Raw genomic sequence first — 25,411 nt, 5'->3', positions numbered from 1 at the left:
CCTCCTTCATCTGCACTACCGGGTTATCGTCCGGTTCTTGCCTGCTTTTTTGGCTTCGTAGAGTGCAGCATCGGCTTGACGGAACACTTCGGTTCGGGTCTCGCCGGGCACATATTCGTGAAGACCTACGGAAAGGGTGACCGGAAGGCCATCCATCTCCGGAATCGGGGACACGGCTACCGCTGCGCGCACGGCTTCCACCTTCTCGTAAGCGGCGAGCGGCGATTGCGCCATCAGGAGAAGAACGAATTCTTCTCCGCCGTATCGTGCCGCAAAGTCCTCCGGACCCAGCCGCTCTTTTAGGATACCGGCTGCGTGCTTCAATGCGATGTCCCCTACCCAGTGGCCGTACGTATCGTTCACCTTTTTGAAATTATCGATATCCAGGACGGCCAGCTGAAAGACGCTGCCTTCCTGCTCGGCCTGACGGATGAGCGACTCGATCTTTTCGTGATAGGTCTTGTGATTAAATAAGCCGGTAAGGGCATCGATTCTGGAAATATGATCCATGAGCATGTTCTGAACCCGGAGCTCCTGCTCCGATTGGATGACGCTCTGCAGATGGAGGAGGATCTCGGTTCCTCTCCGGATAATGGCAAGTCCCGTCAGAACGGCAGCAATCAAGAGGCCTGTGATCATGATAATAGACGTATACTGGGCGATCTCGCCTTGAGGCAGCAGGAAGAGATGCACAGCAAAGTATAATCCTGTGACTAGGGCAGAGCCTATCATAAAGCTGCGTTTCAAGTACAGCATTGTAGCCAGCACAGGGAAGATCATGACGGCGGGGGCCGCATGAATCTTGACGCTGATGAACTGGATGAGTACGATGGCAGCGGCATGAACCACCGTCAAGATGGCGATCTCGGTGTAACGGCTCCGCATCGCATGAAAGCACTCAGCGGCAGCGCCCAGAAGGGCGAGAATCAGATCGGGATACAAGACATAGCGATGAAAGTAATCAGGCAGCGGATAATCGGCCTGTACCGCCCGGACCATCATAAAGTTCAGCAGTTGGCACAAGAAGATGACTGCGAGAGTGATCCAGAAGATCGTAAGGATCGTCCGGTTCCAGCGGTGCGATCCGGGTTCCTTCCACGCGGGTTGTTCCGCCATGAGAGCCTCCCTATAGGACTGACGTCCGTACTCCGTCATGAGACGCAGCAGGTAATCGTGTTGTTCCTTAAGCGCTTAAGGTTAAGATGCGTACCAAGAACAGGAATTACTCCTGCCCGGATTCGAAGACAAGCTACAGCAGGCGAAAGCGCTGCAACTGTTCCGTCAGTCCCGCCGCCAACAGAATCTCCCGCTGTTTGGGGCCGATCAAGTCGAAATGCGGGTAGGGAGGGCGATGGTGAATATAATTAGGATCCAGGCCGTGGGCAAGGCACCAGGCCGACAGCCGCCCGAGGTCCGTACAGCCGACCTTGGTTACCGTGGTAATGCCCGGAAAACGAGGGTCCAGCCAGTAATGGGTCAGGTAGGCGATATCACCGCGGGAGACGGCTTCCTTCCAACGGGTGAGCTCTGCACGGGTGATGCCGAAAGCCATAAGTGAACGTCCCTTCTCACGAACGAGTGGTTGTTTGGGTTCATTATAGCAGGAGCGGGCGTGGAATTCACGCGGCGGGTGGGGAGAAGAACAATGGGGAGAGTAGGGAGGGGAAGAGCGATGGTGAGGAGAAGGGAGAAGAAGAGAAGAAAGGAAGAGGAGAATAAGGATTTGGTAAACGGCTCGCGGTGCGGTCTGGAGGTGCAGGCAAACGGAAAGAGAGCAGGAACCCGGAAAGGGGTCCCTGCTCTCTTCTGCGGAAATTCTAGGAAGGGCCGGCCTCGGCAACTGCGGGGCCGGCGGGCGGCCATTCACTGCCCAGCATGCTGTACACCGCAAGATCGATATAGAGGCCGTACAGCCGCTGGGCCCCGCGGGCGATTCCTTCCTGCGTGAAGCCGAGTCGCTCGGGTACCGCCCGGCTGCGGCGGTTCTCGGTGCCGGCACGGATCTCGACGCGGTGCAGACCGAGGCTGCGGAATGAATAATCGACCATTCCTCTGCAGGCACGGGTCATAATGCCCCGGCCTTGGTGGGATTCCGCCAGCCAATAGCCGATCGCCGCCGACCGGTTCAGCGTGCTCAGCCCGTGATGGTCGATCACGCCGCAGAGGCTGCCAGCCACGACAATGCCGGCGGTGATGCCATCGCCCTGGGCCCATCGCTGACGGGCATGCTCTATGAAAGTCCGGGTATCTTCTACGGTCTGTGTGCCGTCGATCCATGGCATCCACTGCCGCAGGTAGCGTCGGTTGGCATCCGTGAGCAGGAACAGTTCTTCCGCATCTCCGGATTCGAGTACCTTCAGTTCCACTTCTCCGTCAATCCGATAATTGAACATGCGAGCGCCCCCTTCCGTGATCTCTTGTACAAGCCGGCAGCAGATAGGGCTGATGTGTCCATCAGGAGCGGGAAAAGCCGCGATCTCCCGAACCTAAGCTTCGAAGAGAGAACGGTAGGCTCCGTATCCTTCCTTCTCGAGGTCTTCCTTCGGTACGAAGCGCAGTGCGGCAGAGTTGATGCAGTAACGCAGGCCGCCGGTCTCTCGCGGGCCGTCATTGAATACGTGCCCAAGATGAATATCGGCCTTGCTGCTCCGCACTTCCGTCCGCACCATGAAGTGGCTGTAATCCGCCTTCTCCGTCACCCCGGCCGCCCTGACAGGCTGGGTGAAGCTTGGCCAGCCGCAGCCCGAGTCGAATTTGTCACGGGAGCTGAAGAGGGGCTCGCCGGAGATGATATCCACATACAGGCCTTCGCCTTTATGGTTCCAATATTCGTTCTGGAACGGAGGCTCTGTTCCATTCTCCTGTGTGACCTTCCACTGCATGGGCGTTAACTTTTGGCGCAGCTCTTCTTGGTCTTCGACCGAATTCCAGTGGGTCCGGATAAAATCGACACGCCCTGACGCTTTGCTGTAAGCATTGTAGCGCTGCGGGTTCGTCTTATAGAAGCCTTGGTGGTAATCTTCGGCCGGGTAGAACACGGAAGCCGGGAGGATCGGCGTCACAATCGGGGCATCGAACCTGCCGCTGGCTGCGAGGCGCGCCTTGGACGCTTCCGCTGTCTCGCGCTGCTCCTCGGAGTGGTAGAAGATTGCTGTCTGGTAGGAGGTGCCGCGGTCGGCGAATTGGCCGCCGGGATCTGTCGGGTCGATCTGCTGCCAGTAGATGTCCAGAAGCTGCTCATAAGGATAGATATCGGGCTCAAACGTAATCTGGACGGCTTCCAAATGTCCGGTGGTTTCTGAGCAGACCTCCTGGTAGGTCGGATTCTCCGTATGTCCGCCGGTATAACCGGAGACTACGCTGTGTATGCCGGGCTGTTCATCGAATGGCTTGACCATGCACCAGAAGCAGCCTCCGGCAAATGTCGCAAGCTCGGTACGATTGTCACTCATGGGATCACCTCTTGGTATAGGAATAAATGGGGATGCCTTTTACAGGTTGTTCTCCCATTATAACGCAGGGTCCACCGCGAACCAAAACTACCGGCCGGGACCTCCGGGCAGAGGGGCTTCGCAGCCTTCTACCGGGAGCACGGCACACCGTTGATGTAATAGTCTTCTTCCCGGTATGCGGTAAAGGCCGTCTCCACTTCGGGATAGCCGAGCGAGAGCAGATGCCGGGTCACTGTCTGCGCGAAGAGATCCCGTACAGCGGGACCCCGCTCGAACCAGCCGACTTCGACGAAGGGGAAGGAGGGGACGATCTGGCCTCCGGCGACAGCAGTGGTATGCAGGCACTCGAGCGTGAAATTGTCGGTCCCGCAGCCGCACAGGACGGCGAGTTCCTCGAGCAGCGGGATGCTTACAGTGCAGAGGCGTTCGGCGGGAACACCCCGGATGAGCAGATGGGGCATAGGATCATCCTCCATAAAGATATTAGGAATGGAGCAGGGTTAAAGCAGTATTGCAGTAAACAAGCGGATTTCACTGCCGGGCAGGGCCCCGAAGGGGTGATAGGTGGGTACCCGATTGGAGCAAAGTGCAACCGCTTACGGCAGGTCCGGTCCCCTCTGCCCCCCATCGTCCGCGGCACGGCGCTACATATTTCCAACATCGGCAGGCTACCCTACATCTGATGGGAAACTGCCTGCCGGAAAGTAGAGCAGCCAGGCTTCCATACCCTGATCTGCTGGGGGCTCCCCGAAGGATCTCGGCCGGGTAGAGCAAACACAGAACAAGGATGGCAATGGAAGGGCGCATGGAAGCCCGCCGGTTCCTACAGACCCGGCGCATCTTCGCAGTCAGGCAGGAAAGTGAGGCGCGGGACGCTGATGTCTATTCGTTCCAAATTATCCATGGTGTTCTCTGTGACGGTGGCCGCCATTCTTATCATACATAATATCTTGTCGTATTTCACCGTAAAGGACCTGCTGCGCGAAGACTTGACCCACCAGCACGAGATCCTCTCGAAGCAGCTCAGTCTGTCGATCGAACAGGCGGAATATGCGGCACGGGTGGTGGAAAACTTGGTTGGCGTGCAGATCCGGGCTGCTTCCGTAGCCGCTCTTCATGCGCTGCCTGCGGATTACCGGGAAGTATCCAACGAGCGTCTCACGGAATTGAGCAGGAAAGTCGGCGTCTCCCATATTACGCTGTTGGCGCGCACCGAAGGGGACATTGTTGGCGTAAAGTCGTCCGATCCGCTGGAGATCAACCTAAGCACCAAGGACTGGGGCTATTGGTATACAGCTCTCGAGCAGCTGTTCGACAAGCATCAGGTGACGATTGCGGAGGGCCAGAAGCTCGCGAACTATTGGAGCGGGCCCGCGGAGGTGTCTTCTTCGGACCCCAGTCATGTAGACAAGTGGGGCTATTATTATGACGGCACTACCAATTATATCATTAATCCCTACGTGAGGGATGAAGGGATCGCCTCCTTCCGGCAGGCCGTCGGTCCGGATCAATTCATCCGGGAACAACTCAAGGATAGCGGCTTTACGCTGGAGATTACAGGAATCAATCCCCGCACCTTCGGTCAGCCTCCGATCTATACGGAGAATAACGGACGCAAATTCATCGAGCTGGCCGACCGGGCTATCCGGTTCGGTACTTACGAATATAAGGATGAAGGCCGCGACCTGCAAGGGGTACATGAGGCCATGGGTACAGGCAAGCAGGTAAGCTTCGTAACCCAAGCCCAAAGCAGGAATGTATTCAAAAGTTATATCCCTGTCCTGGATGTGCCTGACCCGTTCGTTATAGCGATAGTTACGGATGACCAGATGATCGAAGAAGTAGTCCAGCGGCAGCTGCTTCACGATACCTGGCTGTCTGCAGTGGTGCTTGTGGTCGTGGCTGTCGGAAGCTATGTGCTGTGCGGTTATCTGATTCGTCCGCTGAACGTCATTGTGCGGAAGGTGAACGAGATCGCCGAGGGGAATTTCGAAACGCAGGTGCGGGTTAACCGCAAGGACGAGCTCGGTCTGTTGGCCGGCAGGGTTAATGCGATGGCTGATAGTTTGGCCTCGTATACCCGTGAGCTGCATGGAAAAAACCTGGAAATTGCACACCAGGCCTCCCACGATCCTTTGACCGGAATGAAGAACCGGTTCGCTTTCAATTCCGAGATCGGGCATTGCCTTGCTGGCCTACGGGATCGTGGTGGAAATGTGACCTTGGTATTCATCGACTTGGACCGCTTCAAGGAAGTGAACGATATGTTCGGACACTCCCTTGGGGACCGGCTGCTGACGGCAGCTGCGGAACGCATGGAAGCGGCTCTCGGGAATCAGGGCAGCGTATACCGTATGGGCGGGGATGAGTTCATCCTCCTGCTGCCGGGTATGTCCTCGGATGACGCTTCGGTACTGATGAAGCGTATGATGAAGGTGCTGTCTATGCCTTATCTCTATGAAGGCAATGAACTTCTGCTCACGCCGAGCATCGGCATGAGCTCTTATCCGCAGGATGGAGATACACCGGATCTTCTCGTCCGCTCTGCCGATGCGGCGATGTACCGGTCCAAGCAGGGCGGAGGCAACGACATCCAGCGGTTCTCCTCCGAGATGAAGGTGGAGGTTCAGCGCCGCGTTCAATTGGAGATCGGCATCCGCCGCGCGCTGGAGCGGGGGGAATTCTTCCTGCTGTATCAGCCGCTGATGGATATGCGAACAGGCCGAATCCAGGGGCACGAGGCTCTTATGCGGTGGACGCATGCGGATCTGGGTATTATCGCGCCGGCGGAGTTCATTCCCATTGCCGAGGAAACCGGGCTTATCGTACCGATCGGACAATGGGCTATGCGTGAAGCTTGTCTTCAGAACAGGCAGTGGCAGGAGGAGGGCTGTGCGGGACTAGGCATCTCCGTGAATTTGTCCGCAAGACAGTTCCAGCAGCAGAATCTGGTGGCCGACATCCGCACTATAATTCATGAAACGGGTATCGATCCTGGCCTGTTGACGCTCGAGATTACCGAGAATCTTGCCATGAACAAGGAAGAGTTCATGATCGCCAGGCTGCGTGCCCTCCAAGAGATCGGTGTACGTATAGCTATCGATGATTTCGGTACAGGCTATTCGTCTTTGCTTTATCTCAAAAAGTTCCCGGTCGATATTCTGAAAATCGACCGGTCTTTCGTCAGCGATATGCTGACCGATGAAGACGACGCGGAAATTGTGCGGACTATTATGGCGATGGCCCATAACCTGAAGCTGCTGGTGACTGCCGAAGGAGTGGAGACGGAGGGGCAGCTCCGTTATTTGAAAGAGCTCGGCTGCGATGTGGCGCAGGGCTATCTGATCTCCCGCCCGCAGCATCCCGCCGACTGTATTGCGTTAGTCAAGCAGTTTAACCAAGGGCAAGGCTGATATCCTCTTCCTCTTGGGCCGGCTGAGGACGATCAAAAAATGGGCCGCTTTCCGATCCCGGGGAGCGGCCCATGGCCGTTCCCCGGGATCGGAGAAAGCGGATTGCCGGTTACTTCGGCCTCCGTCGTCTTAAGGCAGCCAGGCCCGTGTCACTTCGGATGGATCCGCGTCCCCGTCCTGGAAGCGGACCCGGTATACATCGGGGTTGGTGAGCTTCTCCCACTGCTCATACCCGAAGGTGCTGTCGTAAGAGCGGAGGAGCAAGGCGAGCAGATTGCCGTGAGTGACGAGAGCGGCCGTACGGCCGGGACGCAAGCGAAGATCCCGGACCGCGGCTAACGCTCTTGCCGCAGCCGCGCGGCTCGATTCCCCGCCTTCGTAGCAAAGCTCAGGCTCCTCGAACGTGCGGCGGAGCATGTGGCGCCACTCCGGTCGGTCCCCCGAGCAGAGCACCCGCTCCACCAGGCGCGGATCGGTAGTGATGTCAAGACCGAGCCTTGCAGCCAGGGGGCTCACTGTAGCTAAGGCGCGCCGGTAGGGACTGGAGACCAGGAATTCGATTCCTGCCTCCCCAAGGCCGTGCGATAGGGCCTCGGCCTGCTGCCGGCCTAACGGAGTCAATTCGGCCTCGGGCTCCTGGCCGGACGCTTGGGAGTGGCGGATCAGGTAGATCGTATGCAAGGCGGCGGCCTCCTTAAACATGATAGAAGTAAAGGGAACCCTGAGGTATAATGTCTTCATTATCCCTACTTACAGAGGAGGAAGAAGATGGAACCCCAGTGGTTGACATGGGCCAAGCAGATACAGTCGATTGCCCAGGCGGGCCTCGCCTATTCCAAGGATGTGTATGATCTGGAACGCTTCGAAATGCTGCGGGAGCTGGCAGTTGATATAGTCGAGCGGCATACGGGGGCAGGCGCAGAACCGATCCGTCTGGCCTTCGCGAGCGAAGAGGGTTACGCGACCCCGAAGGTAGATGTGCGCGGCGTCGTCTTCCGGGAGGGCCGCATTCTCCTGGTCCGGGAGAAGCTGGACGGCGCCTGGTCGCTGCCCGGTGGGTGGGCGGATATCGGATTGTCTCCCGCCGAGATTGCCGTCAAGGAGATCAGGGAAGAGGCTGGATACGAGACCGAAACGGTCCGTCTGCTGGCCGTCTTGGACAAGAAGTTCCATGAGCATCCCCCGGATCTGTGGCACATCTACAAAATTTTTATCCTCTGCCGTATCGTAGGGGGCGAAGGTCTCGGAAGCGAGGGCAGCATCGAAACCTCTGACGTAGGCTTCTTCGGTCCGGATGAGCTGCCGGAGCTTTCTATAGGCCGGAACACGAAGGCTCAGATTCTCACGATGTTCGAGTACCTGCACGATCCGCAGAAAGCGGTTATTCTCAATTAATGAGGCATCGTTTCATGAGAGTTATACCAAAGCAACCCAGCGTTCGCCTCGGCGGAAGCTGGGTTGCTGCGTATCGGACACACGGAGACGGCAGGTTTATGGGGGAGGCGTCTGGCAGGAAGGATGCTTCCTGGCCTAATGCTTCACCTCATGCACCAGGGTGACGGACGTACGGCGGTCTTCCTCCATGTCCTTGCTAACGGTAAAATGAATGCTGAGGAGCTCTTTCTTACCGGCGATTATGTACATTGAATCGTCCAAGAATTGCGTCGATTCCTTATAGCCGGATCCCCGGAAGTAATCTTCCACCGCTTGTTTGGCCTCCTGGAAAGGTTGTTCGATGTCGTAAGCCACAGTATAGATCTCCCCCCCGTCTTTTCCTTCCGACTTCATCGAAGCTTGAATGACGGCCTTGCCGGGAATTGGGATATCCTTAGGAAACCCTTCCGGGAGTTGATTCTCGCCGGCCAAGGTGACGGTACCTTGATCCGTGGTGATGGTGGAGACCTCCTTTCCTCCGTCTATAGTTACATGTCCTCCGTCCGCTATAGGAAGGGTAACCCGGTCGTCCGCGGTACAGCCGGAGGCCAGCAGTGCGGCTCCCACCAAAGTCAAAGCTAGCGTCAATGCATTCTTTCTCATGGCAGATTGCTCCTATCCGAATGTTTCTTCATGTAAGTCTTCTTCCATCCATGATAGAGAGGCATTCGTCATATGACCAGTGTTCAAGGTCATCGCTTCGTCATGTGACCGGAACGGGGAGCAGGACGGCCCTGGCCGCCGGCCGGCGGCTGGAGGGCCTCAGACCGCGCCGATCTTCGGCCAGGCGAGCTCGACGCCGTAGCTTGTCAGCAGCGTCTGGAAAGCTTCCAGCTTGGCGGCATCGCTGCGCACCTGGTGCGGCTCGGCAGCCTGATCCAAGCAGAAGGCGGCGAGTGCGCCGGCGGCTTCCCCGATGTTCCACTCCACCGGGTGGAGGCGGTAGCAGCCGTTGGTAATGTGCGTCGTGCCGATATTCTTGCAGGCGGGCAGCAGGTTGTGGACGCGGACCGGCAGCAGGCTGCCGAGCGGAATCTGGAACGGCAGGGACGAGATGTCCAGATAATTCCTGCCGGCCGTGCTGGGGTGAAGGTCGATGCGGTAGCAGCCGATGCCGACGCTGTCGGCGAAGGGGACCGCGCCCTGGTCTCCGCGCACCGCTGCGCTGACATGCTGCTCCAGTACCGTGAACTGGGCTCGGATCCGCCGGGATTCGCGGATATACGGCGCCTGGGCCAAGCCGTCCGCCGTCCCGGTCACGTCGGGGCGCAGCCTGAGTCCGGGGTAGCCTGCCTTGCCGTCCGGCCGCGGAGCCTCGGTCTGCAGCCAATACAGCAGGGACAAGCTGAGCTGCCGGGCTCCTTCGAGATGCCGCTGCGCTTCGTGTGGAGGCACGTCGTAGATCCGTCCGAGCCAGTAGTCGTTCTGGGCCCAGTTGATGATGCTGATGTCGCCGGGATACGTTCCCTGCAGGAAATTGGCCCGGTCGATGATGCGGCGATAGATGAAGAGGGGATACTTATCGGTGCCCCAGAATAAAGTTTCTTCATTCGGTTCGAGTGTCACCGGATTCGGGGATACCCAGCTCAGCTGTTGATCCGGCCAGAAGTCGGCCCGGTACTTCCGCCAGAAGGAGTAATCCTTCGGCTTATCGATCACATGGTTCTCCCCTTCGAGGTAGTCCATGGCGAGGCACCAGGTGAACGCCTGGATATCGTGGGGATCGGCAGGCCCCTCCAGCGCGTGCGGCTCATTCGTATCGGCCCGGGACTCCGCACCGGTGACGTACTCGACACCGGCCAGCGGGAGCAGATCGCCGCACTCCGTGGCGTCGAGGAAGTAAGGCGCCCGGATGGTCAGCCTGCGGCCGTAGGCCTCCTGCACGGTAACGGAGCGCACGGTATCGCCGTCCGTCTCCGCGCTTACAGGGCGGCTGCGAAGAAGCAGGGTGAGCCTGCCGCTGTGGATGAAGGGCGCGATCATCGCCTGCAGCACTTCGAGCATGGCGCGGGGTTCGGCGCAGAGCCGGCTGACCCCGCCGTTGCCCGGGTTCAAATAGTAGGCGGCTTGGGCCTGGGCTGTTACAGGGAAGTGACGCTTATAATAGGCGCGTACGCCTTGACGGAACTCACGGTAGCTGCGCGTGCAGCCGAATTGTTCGATCCAGCGGTGCTCGTCAGGGGGCACAGCCTGGCTGGTAAGCTGTCCGCCAATCCAGTCGGTCTCTTCGGTTAGGATGACCTGTCTGCCCATCCGGCAGGCGGAGAGGGCCGCGGCATACCCGCCGACTCCCCCGCCGATAATGGCGATGTCCGTTTCGATTTCGCGATGCATAGTAACGCCTCCTTGTATGAGTAGATGGAAAGTGGAGCAGCGCTTCCATACCTATAGACTCTTGGGTATTCCAAAATGTTACAAAATGCGATGAAATCAAGTGATCATCTCTATTGACATAGGGTAGGGGGGTATTGTATGTTGATTTCAACAAGCCAACCCGCTTCAGGGATAGAAGGCGAATGCAGCAGGACTGAGAAGCCGCGTCCGCTTGTGTTCCAGGATCAGGTTGGGTACGATAACATACAAGAAGAACAAACCTAGGGGAGGGTGTCGTATGGAGAGTGTAAAGTTGAAAGTGGAGGGCATGTCTTGCGATCATTGTGTCCGTGCTGTCGAAGGGGCCGTGAAGGAAGCCGGAGGCTCGGCGAAGGTCGATCTGGCCTCGAAGACGGTAACCGTCGATTACGAGCAGGGCAAGGTAACGCTTCAAGCGATTAAGGACGCCATCGAGGACCAGGGGTACGACGTGGTATAAAGCAGGGAAGGCAAGTAAGAAGCATAAGAAAGCGAGCGATAAGCATAGAAGGCCGGACAGCCCGTGAGCGGCTGTGTCCGGCCTTCTATGCGTTTGCTTATATGGGGGAAAAAAGATGAACCGCCCTCCGATCCGCCCGGAGCCCAGATGCCATCCGTCTGGCGGGGAATGCCGGGCCGGCGTCCAGAAGCTGAAGGGCGGGCTTCCTCCCGACTGGAGCGGCGTACTGTTCCAAGTCAAGTCATGACGGGTAACGCCTCCCTTCAATAGAGCAGGGACTTGTGAACAGCCGGCTGCTAGCTTCGGCCTTTTTTCTGCTCTTCGAAGGAGGTGTTGTAATTGCCGAGATAGAGGGAAATGTCCGTTACGGCCTCATCCAATCCTTGAAGCCGCTGCGGATCGAGCTTCGCAAAGATCGCCTCCGCATGATCTGCGAAGCCGCTCCTCCAAGTCAACAGCTGCTGCATTCCCTCCGGCGTCAGGCTCACATACGTGATCCTCCGATCCTCCTCGGAGCGCAGCCGCTGCGTCCAGCCCTTCTCCTCCAGCCGGTCGATCAGGTTGGAAGCCGCTCCGATCGTGATGCCGAGGTATTCGGCGATACAGTTGATTTTCATGCTGGTCTCGTGCTCCAGCTTAAAGATGACCGATACGGCGGAAGGCGGAACTTCCGCTTCCGTACTCAGCAGACAGAGCGTCTGCTTCAGATTCCGGTTGAGTTCAAGAAGGCTGCGCCATAAGGCGTTGATCGTGTTGGACGGCATAGCGGACCACCTTTAACAATTCATACTCCAATTTTACTACAGGACTCCGGAAAGAAAAAGCAATGGAAAACGGGAAGAAAAGGGATTGACAAGGAGGAAGGCGTCATATATATTTCTAAGAATATTATTATTATAATACTATTATGAAAGAAGTAAAACCCTTGAAGGAGGAATCCCCCATGAATTCCGCGCCATCCGCTTCACTGCGGGAATCGTTGGTCATTCCCTTATGGAGCTTGACCGTCCTGCTGGTGGTGATGAATACCACCATGTTCAATGTGGCGCTGCCGACGGTAGCCTCCGATCTGGGCCTAAGCCCCACGAACGCTTCCTGGATCGTCACGGGCTATTCGATTCTCTTCGCCATCGCCTCGATCACTTACAGCCGGTTGTCCGACTTCATTGCTATCCGGACGCTGCTCGCCATAGGCTTGTTCCTGCTGGGCGCCGGATCCGTCATCGGCCTGTTCTCGCACCACTTCTACGGCGTGCTGATCGCAAGGCTCCTGCAGGCGGCGGGAGCAGCCGCTGCCCCGGGGCTCGGCGTCGTCCTCGTGACGAAGTACATTCCCGTGGAGCGGCGCGGCAAATCGATGTCCACGATCATCTCCGCGGCCTCCTTCGGCTTCGGGCTCGGTCCCATCGTCGGCGGCACGCTGTCGCAGTACTTCGGCTGGAACATGCTGTTTATCGTCACCGCCATGGTACTTCTGCTTCTTCCGGTGTTCTACCGCAGCCTGCCCGTGCAGCCACCTGCACCGGTACGCTTCGACGGGATAGGCGCTTTGCTCATTGGCCTGGGAGTGACCGGCCTGCTGCTCTTTCTGACGAGCCGCCAGTGGCTGACGCTCGCCGTCGGGGCCGTCTCGCTGGCCGGCTTCTGGTGGAGGATCCATCGGACACCGGATCCGTTCGTCCAACCGGCCCTGCTGCGCAACCGCAGCTATACGAGCCTGTTATTCATGGGCTTTATTGCTTATGTCCTTAACTTCTCGTCGCTCTTCCTCATGCCGATGATGCTCTCGCGCCTGTTCGGCACAGGCTCCACGGTGACAGGCTTCCTGATCTTCCCCGGCGCGATCCTGACCGCCCTGCTGTCGCCGCGCATCGGCAGGTGGATCGACCGGGCAGGGAATACGCCGGTGATCGCCGCCGGCCATGCCGGCCTGATCCTTGCGGCAGCCGGATTCGCGCTGTTCTCTGCCCAATCCGTCTATGCCATCGCCGGAGCCTATATGGTGCTGAGCGTCTCCGTCTCCGCGATCGGGTCGAGCGTATCCAACGAGATGTCCCGGATCCTCGCCCCAAGTGAGGTCGGGTCGGGGATGGGCCTGTCGCAGCTCACGCAGTTCTTCGGCGGAGCCTTGGGTGTGGCCCTGACCAGCACTGTGCTGGCTTGGCAGGCCGGTAAGCCGGCGTCCGGCGTCTACGCGGGGCTGTACTGGGTCATGGCGGCCGCAGCGGTCGTCTCGGCGGTGCTCTGCTTCCGATACGTGAAGCGCCGCCGCACCAGCGGTACGGTGTCTGTGGATGCGGTGGAACCGGCGCGCGGATAAGATTGGCCTAAGCAGCCTTGCCCCTCTCAGCTGGAGAGGGGCAAGGCTGTTCCTTGTGGGGGCGGAGCCATAGGAAAGAGCGGCGTATGCAGCCGTTGGCCCTGGGCCTGTGTGGTCGGCGCTATACCTGGTTCCGCGCGGAGAGAGCCTGTGCCCGGCGGCGGTTGTCCTCCAGTACAGGCTTCGGCAGCGCAACAGAGCATGATGCTGAGGGGGGCGAGAACTCTGCTGACAGCCTGTTGTCAGGGTTGGGGTGATACAATCGCTATAGAAACCAAGTACGATTCGAGGAGGCAGTTCCATGAAAGAAGTGCTGTTGATGATTACGGACGGGTTCGCGGACTGGGAAGCAGCCTATGTGACGGCAGAGCTGAACCAGCCGGGTACGGGCTTCCGCGTAAGAACCATTGCTATCGATCTCGAGCCCAAAGTATCGATGGGCGGCCTTCGCGTGTTACCCGACTACAGTGTAAAGGAGTATCTTCCGGAGGCTAAGCCGGCGATGCTGATCATCTCCGGTGGAACCGGATGGGGAGAGGACAAACACGTGCAGCTCAAGGAGCTCGTGGCTTACTGTACCCGTGAGGATATTCCGGTGGCTGCGATCTGCGATGCAACGACCTTCCTTGCCAGGCACGGATTCTTGGATCACACCGGGCACACGGGCAATACGCTGCCTTTTCTCAAAGAAGGGGCGCCGAGTTACCGCGGGGAGGCTTTCTATACCGATGCCCAGTCCGTGAGCGACGGGAACCTGATTACGGCGAACGGGTCGGGGGCCTTGGAGTTCTCGGCCCACATTCTGGAGAAGCTGGGCGTGCTCGAAGGAGAAAAGCTGCAGGAGTGGTACACGGTGCTAAAGAAGGGCTATTTCCCGGCATAGACAGGAAAAAAGCCGCCTTGGTTATGATCAAGGCGGCTTTCCTGCAGATTCGGATTACTTCTTGTCTTGGTCCCACGTGCGGATGAACAGCTTTGCGTGATAGGACAGATTCTTGTCGGCCCGGGCGGAGAGGGTATCCTTCTTGCCCCTCTTCTCAAGCTGATCCAGGAATTTGTCGATACTCTTGACCGCATCCTTCACGGAGCCCCGCTCCCACTCCCGCTGCGCCTGCTTCAGCCTGTCTTCGAGCCGGGAAGCGAGAGATCCACCTAGCTCGCCGGATGCCCGGTATTCCTGGGTGAGACCGCTCAGTACGGTGAGCAGTCCCGGTGTCCAGTAGGAAGGCACCGGCACCTTCTTGAAGTCCGTATCCGACGCAAAATAATAGCTCGTGTACGACGGCTGGTTGTAGCCGGTGTTCTGGCGGGCGACTTCGGCCCGGTACTGCGGATCGTGCATCAGCGTGTAGAGCTTGCGGTTCGTCACTTCCGTGCTCAGGTAGATGCGGATCGCTGAGCTGTCGGCAGTGCGGACGAGCAGCTCTTCCCGCCAGTCCCCAAAGATATCGGCGACAAGGCCGGGGTTGCCCTTAGTATAGTTATTCGTCCGGGTGCCTTCCGCCGTCAGCAGCCGGCCCTTCTTCCAATCGTCGATGGACGGCGTGGCGTCAATGGCCCCGTTCACGATCTGGGTCGTCATATCGGCCGCCCATTTGATATTCATGTTGGTGCCGGGTGCGGTCGTGTCGATCTTCTCGCCTTGGGCCGTCCACAGCCCGACAGCCCAAGTCTCGAGTCCGCGGCGTGCGGGGTCGACGTCGCCAGTCATGCCGCGGCCGGTGTCTTTGCCCGTGTAGCCGCCGTAGATGACTTGGCCTGTCTTCGCGTCACGCAGGGAGTAGCCGTACGGCGCATAGGTGGCGCCTTCGTGCACCATATAGATCTCCTGGCCGGGGCGGTCCGGATCGATATCCGTCACATGAAGCGCATCTCCGTGACCGAGTCTTGCCGTGGTGCCCGGTGTCGCGCTGCCCGCCGGCATCGTATCCATGGAGCTGTAAAGCAGCTTGCCGTCGTTGTCGATCGTCGCGGAGCCGTAGACGATCTCCTGAGCGCCGTCACCGTCCACATCCGCTGCGGTCAAGGTATGGGCGCCTTGGGTAGTCAGCGTGCCATACTCCGGATCCCGGCCATTACGGCCGTGCGGGCCGTCATTGAACGGGTTGGTCATCGGTACCCAGCCGCTGTCCACGTTCCAATACTCCTTCAGCTTCTTGCCGTCCCAACTGTAGGACTTGAGCGTGGAGCGGGTATAGTAGCCTCGTGCGAACACGGCATAGGGCTTCTTGCCGTCGAGGTACGCGACGCCGGCCAGGAAGCGGTCGACCCGGTTGCCAGGCTCGATCCGGCCCATCGCATAATCGCCCCACATCAGCCCGTCGTCTCCCCGGTCCGGTGTATATGGAATGGTCTGCAGCTCGTCCCCCGTAGCGCCGTTGAATACGGATAGATATTCGGGACCGCTCAGAATGAAGCCCTCGAACGCTCTCAGGTTGTTGCGGGCGCTGCGGCTCGGCGCATACACGTCCATGAAGTAATCCGTCAGGCTCTGCGCGTCGGCGCGGGACAGCGGATACGTATACTTCTTCTCGATGCCGAAGCATTCCTCTAGCGTGGCGGGCCAGTTGCCGGCGACCACTTCCTCGTGCTTATGCCAGTTCATGAACATGTTCACGACATGCTCGTAGTAGCCCTGCTTGCTCAGGCGGTAATCGTCCGTGTTGCGGTAGCCGGCCCGGAGGTCTTCCTTCGGCATCGTGATATAGGTGGACGAAGTCACGGTACCCTGCGCATCGTACTTGTGGATCTGGGTGCCCGGAGCGGTCTTGAACATCATCTCCGCCTTGCCGTCGCCGTCAAAGTCATACACCATGAAGTCGGTATAATGCGCTCCTGCACGGATGTTCACCCCGAGGTCGATCCGGTACAGCAGCGTGCCGTCGAACCGGTAGCAGTCGATATACGTCTGGCCGGTGTAGCCGACCTGGGACACGTCCTTGGAGTTGCTCGGATCCCATTTTACAAAAAATTCATACTGCCCGTCCCCGTCCACATCGCCGACGCTCATATCGTTCGCCGAGTAGGTATAGGCTTCCCCTGCAGGAGTCACGCCGTCCGCGGGCTTATTCAGCTTGAGATCGTAGTAGGCGCCGGCCCACGGGGCGGCGGTGTCGCTGCGGTCGATTTCTTTGCCGTTCACCACGGCGGCGACCTCATAGCGGGAAGCGGCTGTGCCTGCCGCATCCAGATAGTTCGTGCTATCCGTCACGGTGGCTACCTTCTTGCCGTCACGGTAGACGTTGAATGCAGCGCCGGTCAGGCCGGTTGCCGAAGCGCCCGTCACTTCTCCTGCACGCAGCCTCCAGCTGAGGAATACGCCTTGGGAGGTGGAAGCAGCGACGAGTCCGCGGTCGAGATATTCCAGCTGGACGCCGCTGCCCTTGATGGACGCTGGAGGGCGGTGCTGCTCTAGGCCGGCGGCGGAAGCGCCGGTAACGCTGGTCAGCAGCAGAGGCACAGCGGCTGTAAGGGCCAGCATTCTACGGGTCAGCAGGGTTTTGTTCTTCGGAGACATGAAAGGTCACCATCCTTATAGGGTAATAGAGCATACATTCATGAGTGCGCTTACAACGATGACTCTGCCGTCCTCCCTTCTTCCTTCAGGTGCGGGTCCGGTGTTGAAATTCCTTTTCATTATAGGGGAACGGTGCTTGAAGCCACAGGCAAAAATCAGTCATGTTTCGTTTAAAATTCAGAGGTTTTGGCTTGGGCGACAGCGAGTCGGGGAAGGAAGACACAAGATAAACGGCTTCGCCGTCTCATAAGGGACGATGCGCGTTTATGAGATATGTAAGATTACAGAATCGAGCCCTGGTGAGATATAAACTCTTATATATGCACAAAAAGAGTCAGGCGTGGGATGCCTGACTCTGATAGGGACAGCCGCCGCGGGGCTGCCTAGGCTCTGGGTCCGGCGCTTCTCAGCGGACTGAGAAACGCCTTCGGAATGTCGGTTTCGAAACGCATGAGGTCTCCTGTCACGGGATGGACGAAGGCCAGCACCCGCGCATGAAGCCCAAGGCGGTTCAGCACTCTGGATTTTGAACCGTATTTCTTGTCGCTGGCAACCGGATGGCCGATATCCTGCATGTGTACGCGGATCTGGTTCTTGCGTCCGGTCTCCAGGTTCACTTCCAGCAGAGAGAAGTCCCTGGAGGTCTGCAGGACTTTATAATGGGTGACGGCCAGTTGGCCGTCGTTCGGGTAGGGGCTGGAGTACATCTTGAGCGTGCTGCTCTCCTTCAGCCAGGACTTGATGGTGCCTTCCGGTTTCTTCACGCTGCCGTCGACCAAGGCGACGTAGGTGCGTTCCTTCACCATATCCTGCCAGGCATTCTGCAGCGTCTGCTGCACTTCCTCGCTCTTGGCGAACAGCATGACCCCCGAAGTGTCCCGGTCGAGCCGATGGACGACGAAGATGCGGCCCCTGGGGTTGCCGACGCGCACGTGGGCCATGAGCTGGCGGTAGGCGGTCAATTCGCTTTCCTGCGCGGACGCGATGGACAGCAGGCCCGCCTCCTTGTGCACGACGATCAGGTCCTTGTCCTCATGCAGGATGGACAGGCCGATCAGCGGCGGAGCCTCGGCGGTCCGCTCCTTGTGGATGCTCACCGTCTGCCCGGTCTGAAGGGGGTGGTTGTACAGCGTCACGGTCTGGTCGTTCACCGACACCTGCCCCCGGGCCAGCAGGGATTTGACGCTGTTGCGGCCCATCTTCAAGGTGGAGAGCAGGAAGCTCAGCAGCTCCCCCGGTTCTTTGACCGTGTAGGTCCGTCCCGGGGCGGTCTGCGGCGCCGGGGCTCCTCCGGCGGGTGGGCGCTGGGGACGTCCGGCGGCTTTGCCCGGCGGACGTGCCGGTTTGGCGCTGCGCTGTGGTGAGCTGCCCGGGCGGCTTGTCCCGCGGGAAGGCGTGTGTTTTCTGATCACTACTTTCACTCCGTTCTTTCATTCGATGCTGCCCTTACTATACCATGATTCGCGGTATTCCGTGAAACCGGCGTTATTCGCGGGGGGCGGAATTATTTCCCTGCCTGCTTAATATGCTAGGGAGAACGCTACATCGAATGAGGTGAGAACCATGGCGGTGGTAAAGGCCAGGGAACAAGACATCGATCTGCTGGCAAGGCTGCTTCGGGCGGAAGCGGAGGGCGAGGGGGAGCCGGGCATGATGATGGTGGGCAATGTGGGCATCAACCGGATCCGCTCGAACTGCTCGGACTTCAAGGGACTCCGCACAATCGAACAGATGGTATATCAGCCGCATGCGTTTGAGGCGACGCTGCATGGCTATTTTTATCAGAAGCCAAGGGATAGGGAGCGGCGATTGGCACGCCGGGCGGTGAACGGCGAGAGGCTGTGGCCGTCGAAGTTCAGCCTGTGGTATTGGCGGCCTCCGGTCGACTGTCCGCCCACCTGGTACGGCCAACCCCACGTAGGGCGGTATAAGAAGCACTGCTACTACGAGCCGAAGGCCGGGATTTGCGATGCGATCTACAATACGTATTGAGATCTGACGGAAGAAGCCCAGGGGAGAGAGGAGCCGGCGCGGCTCCTCTTTGTGCTGCGGCCGGATGTGCAGGACACGTATTCACCGCCGCCTTCAGGAAGCACGTTCCTTCCTGCACGTATCGATTCGGGCAGGGGCATCCGCATGATTTAGACAAAAATGGGAAATGCTACGTTATGAAGCTGCATATCGTGGAGAGGGGAATCTTTAACGGTACGTTTATGTTCCTCTAATCTTGCCTTAATCTTCGTACCGTAAGCTAAGGACAAGAAATATGAAGCGAAGGGAAGTAAGGCCGGCATGATTCTGTATCAAATGGCCAAGCGGCTCGCGGAGCGCAAACGGTTGAAGCAAACGATTGAACGGTCCGAAGGCACAGTGGCAGAGGAACTGCAGACTCAGAAGGACCAGGTGGATGAGCAGCTCATGACCCAGGCGAGCGTCTGGACCGAGGAGGGGCAGGATGAATTCATGCTGACCGAGCTGCCGCCCGAAAGCGAATGGAATGACATGCAGCAGGCATGGACTTAAGTGAAGAGCAAGGCCACTAAGGCCATGAGATGAGGACGGAGCGGTGAACCCGGAGCGGGGGGAGCCGCTCCGTTTTTGTGTGCAGAGGGGCGGACATAGGGGTCCCTTGCCTCTGTTTCTTTACAAAAAGTTAAGCCTCGCCGCCATATACAGCACGAATATATCTCGGATATACTCATAAAGGAATGAATTACATAATTAAGTAATTATTGAGAGGAGATGTATTCATGTTTCGTCGTCCTGCCCAACGTGTCGCCACGCTCCTGATCACCGCTGCCGTCCTCGCTGTCCCTGCCGCCGCGGGTGCAGCCGCACCCGCTCCAATCCTCCATAACGATAACCCAAGCGCCAATGCGGGGGATTGGTACACAGGGGCTGTTCCTCCTGGAGCATCGGCGGACAAGCCGGTCATTCTATTCGTCCAGGGTCTTCACTCCAATTACTCCACTTGGCTGGGGGCGGATCGCTACTATGAAGCCGCTTACAATGCAGGCTACCGCACAGCGTTCGTCCAGCTCCAGGATGCGGACGGACCCGGTGGCAGCATGTGGACTAACGGAGCGAAGCTGGCGGAGGTCATCCGCAAGGTGGCCGAGCATTACGGAGTATCGAAGATTAATATCATCGCCCACTCCAAAGGCGGGATCGATACGCAGACGGCCCTCGTGCATTACGGCGCCGCTCCTTATGTGAACGTCGTACACCAGCTGTCAACTCCGAACAAGGGCTCCGAGCTGGCCGACCTCGCCTACAGTTCTTGGGCATCCTGGCTGGCGGATATTCTGGGCAAGAACGACGATGCGGTGTATTCGCTGCAAACCTCGTATATGGCGAACTTCCGCGCCCAGACGGATGGCAGGGCGGAGAACAAAGCGACGGTTACCTACACGTCCGGCGGTATGGGGGATGACGGCTGGTTCACCGGCTATTGGTTCGCGCATGCGATTCTGCCGGGCGAGGATGACGGGGCCGTCTCGCTGGACTCGGCCTTCGGCCTGCCGAACGGCATCCGCAGCTTCAGCAAGGACATCTCGCACAGCGCGATGGCCAAGGCGTCCGAGACGTGGTCGCTGGTACGCCCCAAACTCAGCGCGGGCAGCGGGGTAAGAGCCATGGCGGCCTCCCCGCAGGGTTCTGCGTCTGCAGCCGGCTTGCCGGTAGGCCCAAGACTCGGCGGGTCTGCCGCTTCGGCGGACGAAGCCGGGGGCTTCATCTTCCGCGGCGGCGAGGTCGCCGGCACAGCCACAGCTTCATTTCCGCTGGAGAGCGGGCTGAAGGCGGTGTCCCTGGAGGTGCTGACCTCCAAGGCGGACACGTCCCTCGTACTGCGTTCGCCGTCAGGTAGAAGCTATGCTCCGGCTGCGGTCCCGGCGTCCGCAGATGCGGAGACGGAGGCTGTATTCAACGGCGCCGTCCGGCACGCCTTCAAGGTGGAGAAGCCGGAAGCGGGCGTATGGACACTGGAGGCTGCCGGACAGAATGATGCCTATTTTGCAGCGGCCCGCCTGGAGGAAGGAACTAAGGCGAAGACACGTGTGACGGCTCCGAAGAAAGTGTACCGTCAAGGCGAACGTGCCCAGCTGGGGGTCGATCTCGGCACCCGGGTGCAGGGCTCCTTGAAGCGGGCGGAGCTGCATGCCGCAGGCAAAGGCACAGCCGCACAGCGGGAGCAGCGGCAGGAAGGGCTGGGAGCGACGGACGGCCTGAAGGACGGCAAGCTGTCCCTTGCATTTGAAGCCCCGCAGGAGCCGGGGGTATATAACCTGTCCCTGGATGTGGAGGGCACCAATGAACGCGGCGAGAAGGTGACCCGGTCCGTGATCTATAACTTTGCGGTGACCGATGCGTCCGGCAAGCTGAAGTAGCACCGGGGCCGCATCAGTCTGACCGCGTGACGAGCAGATGAAGCATCCGCAAGGAGATGCACCCTTTCATGAGTTCGAGGAAGCCGGCCCGCCCGGCTTCCTCTTTGTTGTATGCTTATACGGCTGGATCAAGCCGTTCGGCAGATGCAGGAAGGCCTGGAGCGGCAGGGGAGGTAAGCCGGGAGCTCCATAGCTGCGAGGTTCCATTATTTGAAACCGTTTCCTTGAATTCTCCAGGGGGTCGGCTATAATGTAGAAAAAATGGGCATTCAGGGAGCGCAGGATATAGTACGAAACTGGAGGCAGTGGAGCCGGAGCGGGGCGTTGAAGTGGATTGTGTCCTATGCGGTTGTAAGGCGGAATGCCTTCTGGTTGTTGTTCTGCAGCCGGGGGGCTTTTGGCATATCTGAGGTGAAAGAAGATGGTGTTAAATTTATACTTGTATACAAGTTGATGAGCGTTTACAATAGCCCTATTAGGTATCTTGTATACAAGTTGTGGAGCAGCTGCAAATGCTCTAAACGCTAAGAAGAAGGGAGGGGGTACCCATGACCGAAATAACCTCGGAAGTCTCGGCCCAGCGCAAATCGCAGGGGGTGTATGAAGCCATTCGTGACGACATCGTGTCCCTGCGGCTGGCGCCCGGGAGTATGATCTATGAGAACGAGCTGGTCGAAGAGCTCGGCGTCAGCCGCACGCCGATCCGTGAGGCGATCCGTCTTCTGGTCAGCGAAGGGCTGCTGGAGGTGCTGCCGCAGAGGGGGACCCGGATCGCCCGGATCTCAGTGCGGAAGGTTACCGAGGCAAGATTCATCCGCGAGCAGCTCGAGCTTGGCGCGTTCCGGCTGGCGGCACGGCTGTGGGATCTGGGGGAACACGGGGGCGTCAAGGCGGAAGCGGAGAGGCTGCTGGAGAAGCAGTGGGCGGCTGCCGAAGCCGGGGATGCGCCGCTGTTCCTGCAGCTCGACGAAGCGTTCCACCAGGCAGTGATCGGCGTTACCAATAATGCAACGCTGCTGCAGATGATCTACCAGATGCGGGGACACCTCAACCGGCTGCGCTGTCTGGCCCTGAGGCAGTACCATTACATGCCGCAGATGATCGAAGAGCATCTGGGTTTGTTGGAAGCCGTCGAGCAGGGCGATGAGGCGCTTGTGACCGAGCGGCTTGAGCTTCACCTGGGCAAGCTGGATGTCGAGCTCCCCGAGCTGCGGAGCGCATATCCGGACTATTTTCAGGAATAAGGGGGGGACTTGGACGATGAGAATGGTGTTCCGATGGTACGGGGAGGGCAATGATACGGTTTCCCTGAAGCAGATCAAGCAGATTCCCGGTGTCGAAGGCATCGTATGGGCGCTGCATGATGTGCCGGTCGGCGAAGAGTGGCCGATGGACAAAATCGAGGCATACAAGAGGCAGGCGGACGCGTACGGACTTCATCTGGAAGTCGTCGAGAGCGTCAACGTCCACGAGGACATCAAGCTGGGCCTGCCCACGCGGGATGTGTATATAGACAGTTACATAAGAACCATCGGGAAGCTGGCGAAGGTCGGCGTCAAGACGATCTGCTACAATTTCATGCCGGTCTTCGATTGGATCCGTACCGATCTGTTCAAGGCGCATGAAGACGGATCGACGGCCCTTTTCTACGAAAAGGCCAAGGTAGAAGAGATGAATCCTCAGGAGCTCGTGAGCAAAATCGCGCTGAACCCCGACTTCACGATGCCCGGATGGGAGCCGGAGAGGCTGCGCAGGCTGGCCCCGCTCTTCGACGCCTACAAAGAGGTGACAGAGGAGGATCTGTGGAACAACCTCCACTACTTCCTGGAGCGGGTGATCCCCGTGGCGGAGCAGCATGACATCCGGATGGCGATTCACCCCGACGATCCGCCGTGGCCGATCTTCGGACTGCCGAGGATCATGACCGGCCGGGAGAGTTTCCGAAGGCTGCTGAGGTTGGTGGACAGCCCATCCAACGGGCTTACGCTGTGCAGCGGCTCGCTGGGAGCCAATCCGTCCAATGATATCCCGGCCATGGTCAGGGAATTCGCCGACCGGATTCCGTTCGCACACATCCGCAATGTGAAAGTGTACGAGAACGGAGATTTTATCGAAACATCGCACCGCGCCAGCGACGGCACCGTGGATATCGTAGACATTGTCAGAGCTTATCATGAGAACGGATTCACCGGCTATGCAAGACCGGATCACGGCCGCCATATCTGGGATGAGCAGTGCCGTCCGGGCTACGGGCTGTACGACCGGGCGATGGGCATCATGTATTTGTGGGGCGTATGGGACGCGCTGGAACGCGGCCGAAAGGAGAGTGCCTGAGATGATACCGATCCATACGAATCTGCAGGGAAAAGTGGCCGTCGTAACGGGCGGCAGCGGGGTATTGTGCTCCGCGATGGCTGAAGAACTGGGCCGGCATGGGGTCAAAGTGGCCATCCTGAACCGTACCGCGGAGAAGGGGGAGGCGGTCGCGCAGCGGATCCGCGAGGCAGGGGGCGAGGCGCTTGCCGTGGCCTGCGACGTGCTGAGCACCGAGAGTGTGAAGCAGGCGGCGGACGTCATTAGCGCCGAGCTCGGGACGTGCGATATCCTGATCAATGGCGCCGGCGGCAACCATCCGAAGGGCAGCACGACCAACGAGACGCTGAAACCGGACGATTTGCTTAACAAGGAGATTACGACTTTCTTCGACTTGACGGATGAGGGCTTCGGCTTCGTGTTCAACCTGAACTTTCTGGGGACGCTGATTCCGACGCAGGTGTTTGCGAAGCAGATGATGAACAAGCCCGGGACTGTGGTCATCAACATCTCTTCGATGAGCGCACCGAGTCCGATGACGAAGGTACCGGCCTATAGTGCGGCGAAGGCGGCGATCAACAACTTCACCCAGTGGCTCGCCGTGCATATGGCCGGCGTCGGCATCCGGGTCAACGCGATCGCGCCGGGCTTCTTCCTCACGGAGCAGAACCGCAGGCTCCTGACGAACGAGGACGGTTCGCTCACCGAGCGTTCCCACAAGATCATCACGCACACCCCGATGCGCCGGTTCGGCAGGCCGGACGACCTGATCGGCACGCTGGTCTGGCTGGCCGACGACAGCATGTCCGGGTTCGTGACCGGCATCACGGTGCCCGTGGACGGCGGGTTCATGGCCTACTCGGGGGTATAAGTCTATGAGCAGCCTGACGATAAGAGAGGTTATCCGTACACTGGAAGAGCCTGTCGGCTTGCTGGAATCGACCGTCGACACCTTGAAGTCCGGGAGTCCGGACCAGCGGGTCACCGGAATCGTGACGGCCTTCATGCCCACGCAGCGCGTCCTGGAGCAGGCCGTGGCGTTAGGAGCCAACCTGGTCATCACCCACGAGGGGGCCTATTACAGCCACCACGATCCGACCGGGATCCTGGAGGAGGACCCGGTGTACCTGGAGAAGCGTCGGTGGATCGAGGCGTCGGGCCTGGCCATCTACCGCTTTCACGACTACTGGCACCGCTACCGGCCCGACGGGATTATGACCGGTCTGCTCCTGAGCTTGGACTGGGAGCAGTACGTTGCCGAGGATCAGCCAGCAGCTTCAATTGTCGAGGTTCCGGCCATGACAGTCAGGGAGGCAGCCGCATATGTCAAAAGCCGTCTCGGCCTGTCCTTTGTCCGGGTCAGCGGCGAGCTGTCCATGACATGCAGACGCATCGGCCTGCTGGCCGGCTATCGGGGCGGAGGGGGCAGCGCCATCCCGCTGTTCAGGAACGGGCAGGTCGACCTCATCATTGCCGGCGAAGGTCCGGAATGGGAGACGCCCGAGTACGTCCGGGATGCCGTCCACCAGGGCAGACCGAAGGGGCTCATTATGCTCGGCCATGCGGAGAGCGAGGAGCCCGGCATGAGGTATTTGGCGGAGGAGCTGAAGAGCCGGTTCCCGGGAGTGCAGGTCCATTATTTGTCGGATCAAGCGGTGTTCCAGGTGGTGTGAGGACAACAACCGGATGACTTCCTGTGACATACGAGGCCATGGAAGCGTGCCGATCTGTACGGGAGGAGCATTAGCGGCAGGAGCTGTGG

Annotated in this window: 24 protein-coding genes; 13 read left to right on the top strand and 11 right to left on the bottom strand. The window is 59.0% G+C overall.

What is annotated here, in order from left to right; genetic code table 11:
• Positions 1–15: 15 nt before the first annotated feature.
• The 5 genes from O9H32_RS31605 to O9H32_RS31585 form a co-directional block, all read right to left on the bottom strand.
• On the bottom strand, positions 16–1,116 hold the full coding sequence (locus O9H32_RS31605) for a GGDEF domain-containing protein (protein WP_269870074.1): 1,101 nt from the start codon (positions 1,114–1,116) through the stop codon (positions 16–18).
• Between the two features lie 133 nt (positions 1,117–1,249).
• Positions 1,250–1,552 carry a hypothetical protein gene (locus tag O9H32_RS31600; protein WP_269870073.1) on the bottom strand — a complete coding sequence of 101 codons (303 nt, stop codon included), beginning with the start codon at positions 1,550–1,552 and terminating at the stop codon, positions 1,250–1,252.
• A 265-nt stretch (positions 1,553–1,817) separates the two neighbouring features.
• Entirely contained in the window at positions 1,818–2,393 is a 576-nt protein-coding gene (locus O9H32_RS31595) for a GNAT family N-acetyltransferase (RefSeq protein WP_269870072.1), read from the bottom strand.
• Positions 2,394–2,486: 93 nt separating this feature from the next.
• Entirely contained in the window at positions 2,487–3,452 is a 966-nt protein-coding gene (msrA, locus tag O9H32_RS31590) for a peptide-methionine (S)-S-oxide reductase MsrA (RefSeq protein ID WP_269870071.1), read from the bottom strand.
• A gap of 128 nt (positions 3,453–3,580) precedes the next feature.
• Complete coding sequence (locus O9H32_RS31585) at positions 3,581–3,913, bottom strand: DUF1904 family protein (protein ID WP_269870070.1); 333 nt, start codon at positions 3,911–3,913, stop codon at positions 3,581–3,583.
• A 417-nt stretch (positions 3,914–4,330) separates the two neighbouring features.
• On the opposite strand from O9H32_RS31585, the gene O9H32_RS31580 reads away from it, so the two are divergent.
• Positions 4,331–6,865 (top strand): bifunctional diguanylate cyclase/phosphodiesterase, encoded by a 2,535-nt coding sequence (locus O9H32_RS31580; RefSeq protein ID WP_269870069.1) that lies wholly within the window; start codon positions 4,331–4,333, stop codon positions 6,863–6,865.
• Positions 6,866–6,994: 129 nt separating this feature from the next.
• Here the strand turns inward: O9H32_RS31580 and O9H32_RS31575 are convergent, their stop codons facing one another.
• The gene (locus tag O9H32_RS31575; protein ID WP_269870068.1) at positions 6,995–7,546 is read right to left on the bottom strand and encodes a histidine phosphatase family protein; all 552 of its coding nucleotides are present in this window, start codon (positions 7,544–7,546) and stop codon (positions 6,995–6,997) included.
• A gap of 87 nt (positions 7,547–7,633) precedes the next feature.
• Here O9H32_RS31575 and O9H32_RS31570 point away from each other — a divergent pair, with 87 nt between their 5' ends.
• A complete protein-coding gene (locus O9H32_RS31570; RefSeq protein WP_269870067.1) occupies positions 7,634–8,260 on the top strand; it encodes an NUDIX hydrolase in 627 nt (208 codons plus the stop codon).
• A 135-nt stretch (positions 8,261–8,395) separates the two neighbouring features.
• Here the strand turns inward: O9H32_RS31570 and O9H32_RS31565 are convergent, their stop codons facing one another.
• Both O9H32_RS31565 and O9H32_RS31560 read right to left on the bottom strand, forming a co-directional pair.
• A complete protein-coding gene (locus O9H32_RS31565; protein ID WP_269870066.1) occupies positions 8,396–8,902 on the bottom strand; it encodes a hypothetical protein in 507 nt (168 codons plus the stop codon).
• A 159-nt stretch (positions 8,903–9,061) separates the two neighbouring features.
• Complete coding sequence (locus O9H32_RS31560; protein ID WP_269870065.1) at positions 9,062–10,633, bottom strand: FAD-dependent oxidoreductase; 1,572 nt, start codon at positions 10,631–10,633, stop codon at positions 9,062–9,064.
• Between the two features lie 277 nt (positions 10,634–10,910).
• Here O9H32_RS31560 and O9H32_RS31555 point away from each other — a divergent pair, with 277 nt between their 5' ends.
• Together O9H32_RS31555 and O9H32_RS31550 are read left to right on the top strand one after the other, a co-directional pair.
• On the top strand, positions 10,911–11,111 hold the full coding sequence (locus O9H32_RS31555; RefSeq protein WP_269870064.1) for a copper ion binding protein: 201 nt from the start codon (positions 10,911–10,913) through the stop codon (positions 11,109–11,111).
• Positions 11,112–11,226: 115 nt separating this feature from the next.
• Complete coding sequence (locus tag O9H32_RS31550; RefSeq protein ID WP_269870063.1) at positions 11,227–11,358, top strand: hypothetical protein; 132 nt, start codon at positions 11,227–11,229, stop codon at positions 11,356–11,358.
• Positions 11,359–11,407: 49 nt separating this feature from the next.
• Here O9H32_RS31550 and O9H32_RS31545 read toward each other — a convergent pair whose 3' ends face one another.
• The gene (locus O9H32_RS31545; protein WP_269870062.1) at positions 11,408–11,875 is read right to left on the bottom strand and encodes a MarR family winged helix-turn-helix transcriptional regulator; all 468 of its coding nucleotides are present in this window, start codon (positions 11,873–11,875) and stop codon (positions 11,408–11,410) included.
• 179 nt (positions 11,876–12,054) lie between these two features.
• Between O9H32_RS31545 and O9H32_RS31540 the strand changes: the two genes are divergently transcribed.
• Together O9H32_RS31540 and O9H32_RS31535 are read left to right on the top strand one after the other, a co-directional pair.
• Entirely contained in the window at positions 12,055–13,431 is a 1,377-nt protein-coding gene (locus tag O9H32_RS31540; RefSeq protein WP_269870061.1) for an MFS transporter, read from the top strand.
• 301 nt (positions 13,432–13,732) lie between these two features.
• Complete coding sequence (locus tag O9H32_RS31535) at positions 13,733–14,314, top strand: type 1 glutamine amidotransferase family protein (RefSeq protein ID WP_269870060.1); 582 nt, start codon at positions 13,733–13,735, stop codon at positions 14,312–14,314.
• Between the two features lie 54 nt (positions 14,315–14,368).
• Here the strand turns inward: O9H32_RS31535 and O9H32_RS31530 are convergent, their stop codons facing one another.
• Together O9H32_RS31530 and O9H32_RS31525 are read right to left on the bottom strand one after the other, a co-directional pair.
• A complete protein-coding gene (locus O9H32_RS31530) occupies positions 14,369–16,948 on the bottom strand; it encodes a rhamnogalacturonan lyase (RefSeq protein ID WP_269870059.1) in 2,580 nt (859 codons plus the stop codon).
• Between the two features lie 383 nt (positions 16,949–17,331).
• The gene (locus O9H32_RS31525) at positions 17,332–18,360 is read right to left on the bottom strand and encodes an RluA family pseudouridine synthase (RefSeq protein WP_269870058.1); all 1,029 of its coding nucleotides are present in this window, start codon (positions 18,358–18,360) and stop codon (positions 17,332–17,334) included.
• Positions 18,361–18,511: 151 nt separating this feature from the next.
• Here O9H32_RS31525 and O9H32_RS31520 point away from each other — a divergent pair, with 151 nt between their 5' ends.
• The 7 genes from O9H32_RS31520 (at position 18,512) to O9H32_RS31490 (ending at position 25,322) form a co-directional block, all read left to right on the top strand.
• The gene (locus tag O9H32_RS31520) at positions 18,512–18,940 is read left to right on the top strand and encodes a cell wall hydrolase (protein WP_269870057.1); all 429 of its coding nucleotides are present in this window, start codon (positions 18,512–18,514) and stop codon (positions 18,938–18,940) included.
• Between the two features lie 300 nt (positions 18,941–19,240).
• A complete protein-coding gene (locus O9H32_RS31515; protein WP_269870056.1) occupies positions 19,241–19,471 on the top strand; it encodes a hypothetical protein in 231 nt (76 codons plus the stop codon).
• 227 nt (positions 19,472–19,698) lie between these two features.
• Positions 19,699–21,336 carry an esterase/lipase family protein gene (locus tag O9H32_RS31510; protein WP_269870055.1) on the top strand — a complete coding sequence of 546 codons (1,638 nt, stop codon included), beginning with the start codon at positions 19,699–19,701 and terminating at the stop codon, positions 21,334–21,336.
• 548 nt (positions 21,337–21,884) lie between these two features.
• Entirely contained in the window at positions 21,885–22,580 is a 696-nt protein-coding gene (locus O9H32_RS31505) for a GntR family transcriptional regulator (protein WP_269870054.1), read from the top strand.
• 16 nt (positions 22,581–22,596) lie between these two features.
• A complete protein-coding gene (gene uxuA, locus O9H32_RS31500) occupies positions 22,597–23,670 on the top strand; it encodes a mannonate dehydratase (RefSeq protein WP_269870053.1) in 1,074 nt (357 codons plus the stop codon).
• Position 23,671: 1 nt separating this feature from the next.
• Positions 23,672–24,520, top strand: coding sequence for an SDR family oxidoreductase (locus O9H32_RS31495; RefSeq protein ID WP_269870052.1), 849 nt, complete (start codon positions 23,672–23,674; stop codon positions 24,518–24,520).
• Between the two features lie 4 nt (positions 24,521–24,524).
• Positions 24,525–25,322 (top strand): Nif3-like dinuclear metal center hexameric protein, encoded by a 798-nt coding sequence (locus O9H32_RS31490; protein WP_269870051.1) that lies wholly within the window; start codon positions 24,525–24,527, stop codon positions 25,320–25,322.
• Positions 25,323–25,411: the final 89 nt, after the last annotated feature.

Origin of the sequence: Paenibacillus caseinilyticus (genome assembly GCF_027533645.1) — a bacterium.
In the GTDB taxonomy this organism is placed as follows: Bacteria; Bacillota; Bacilli; order Paenibacillales; family NBRC-103111; genus Paenibacillus_G; species Paenibacillus_G caseinilyticus.
The sequence above is the reverse complement of the archived record's forward strand: the minus strand, read 5'-3'. Positions and strand labels throughout refer to the sequence as shown.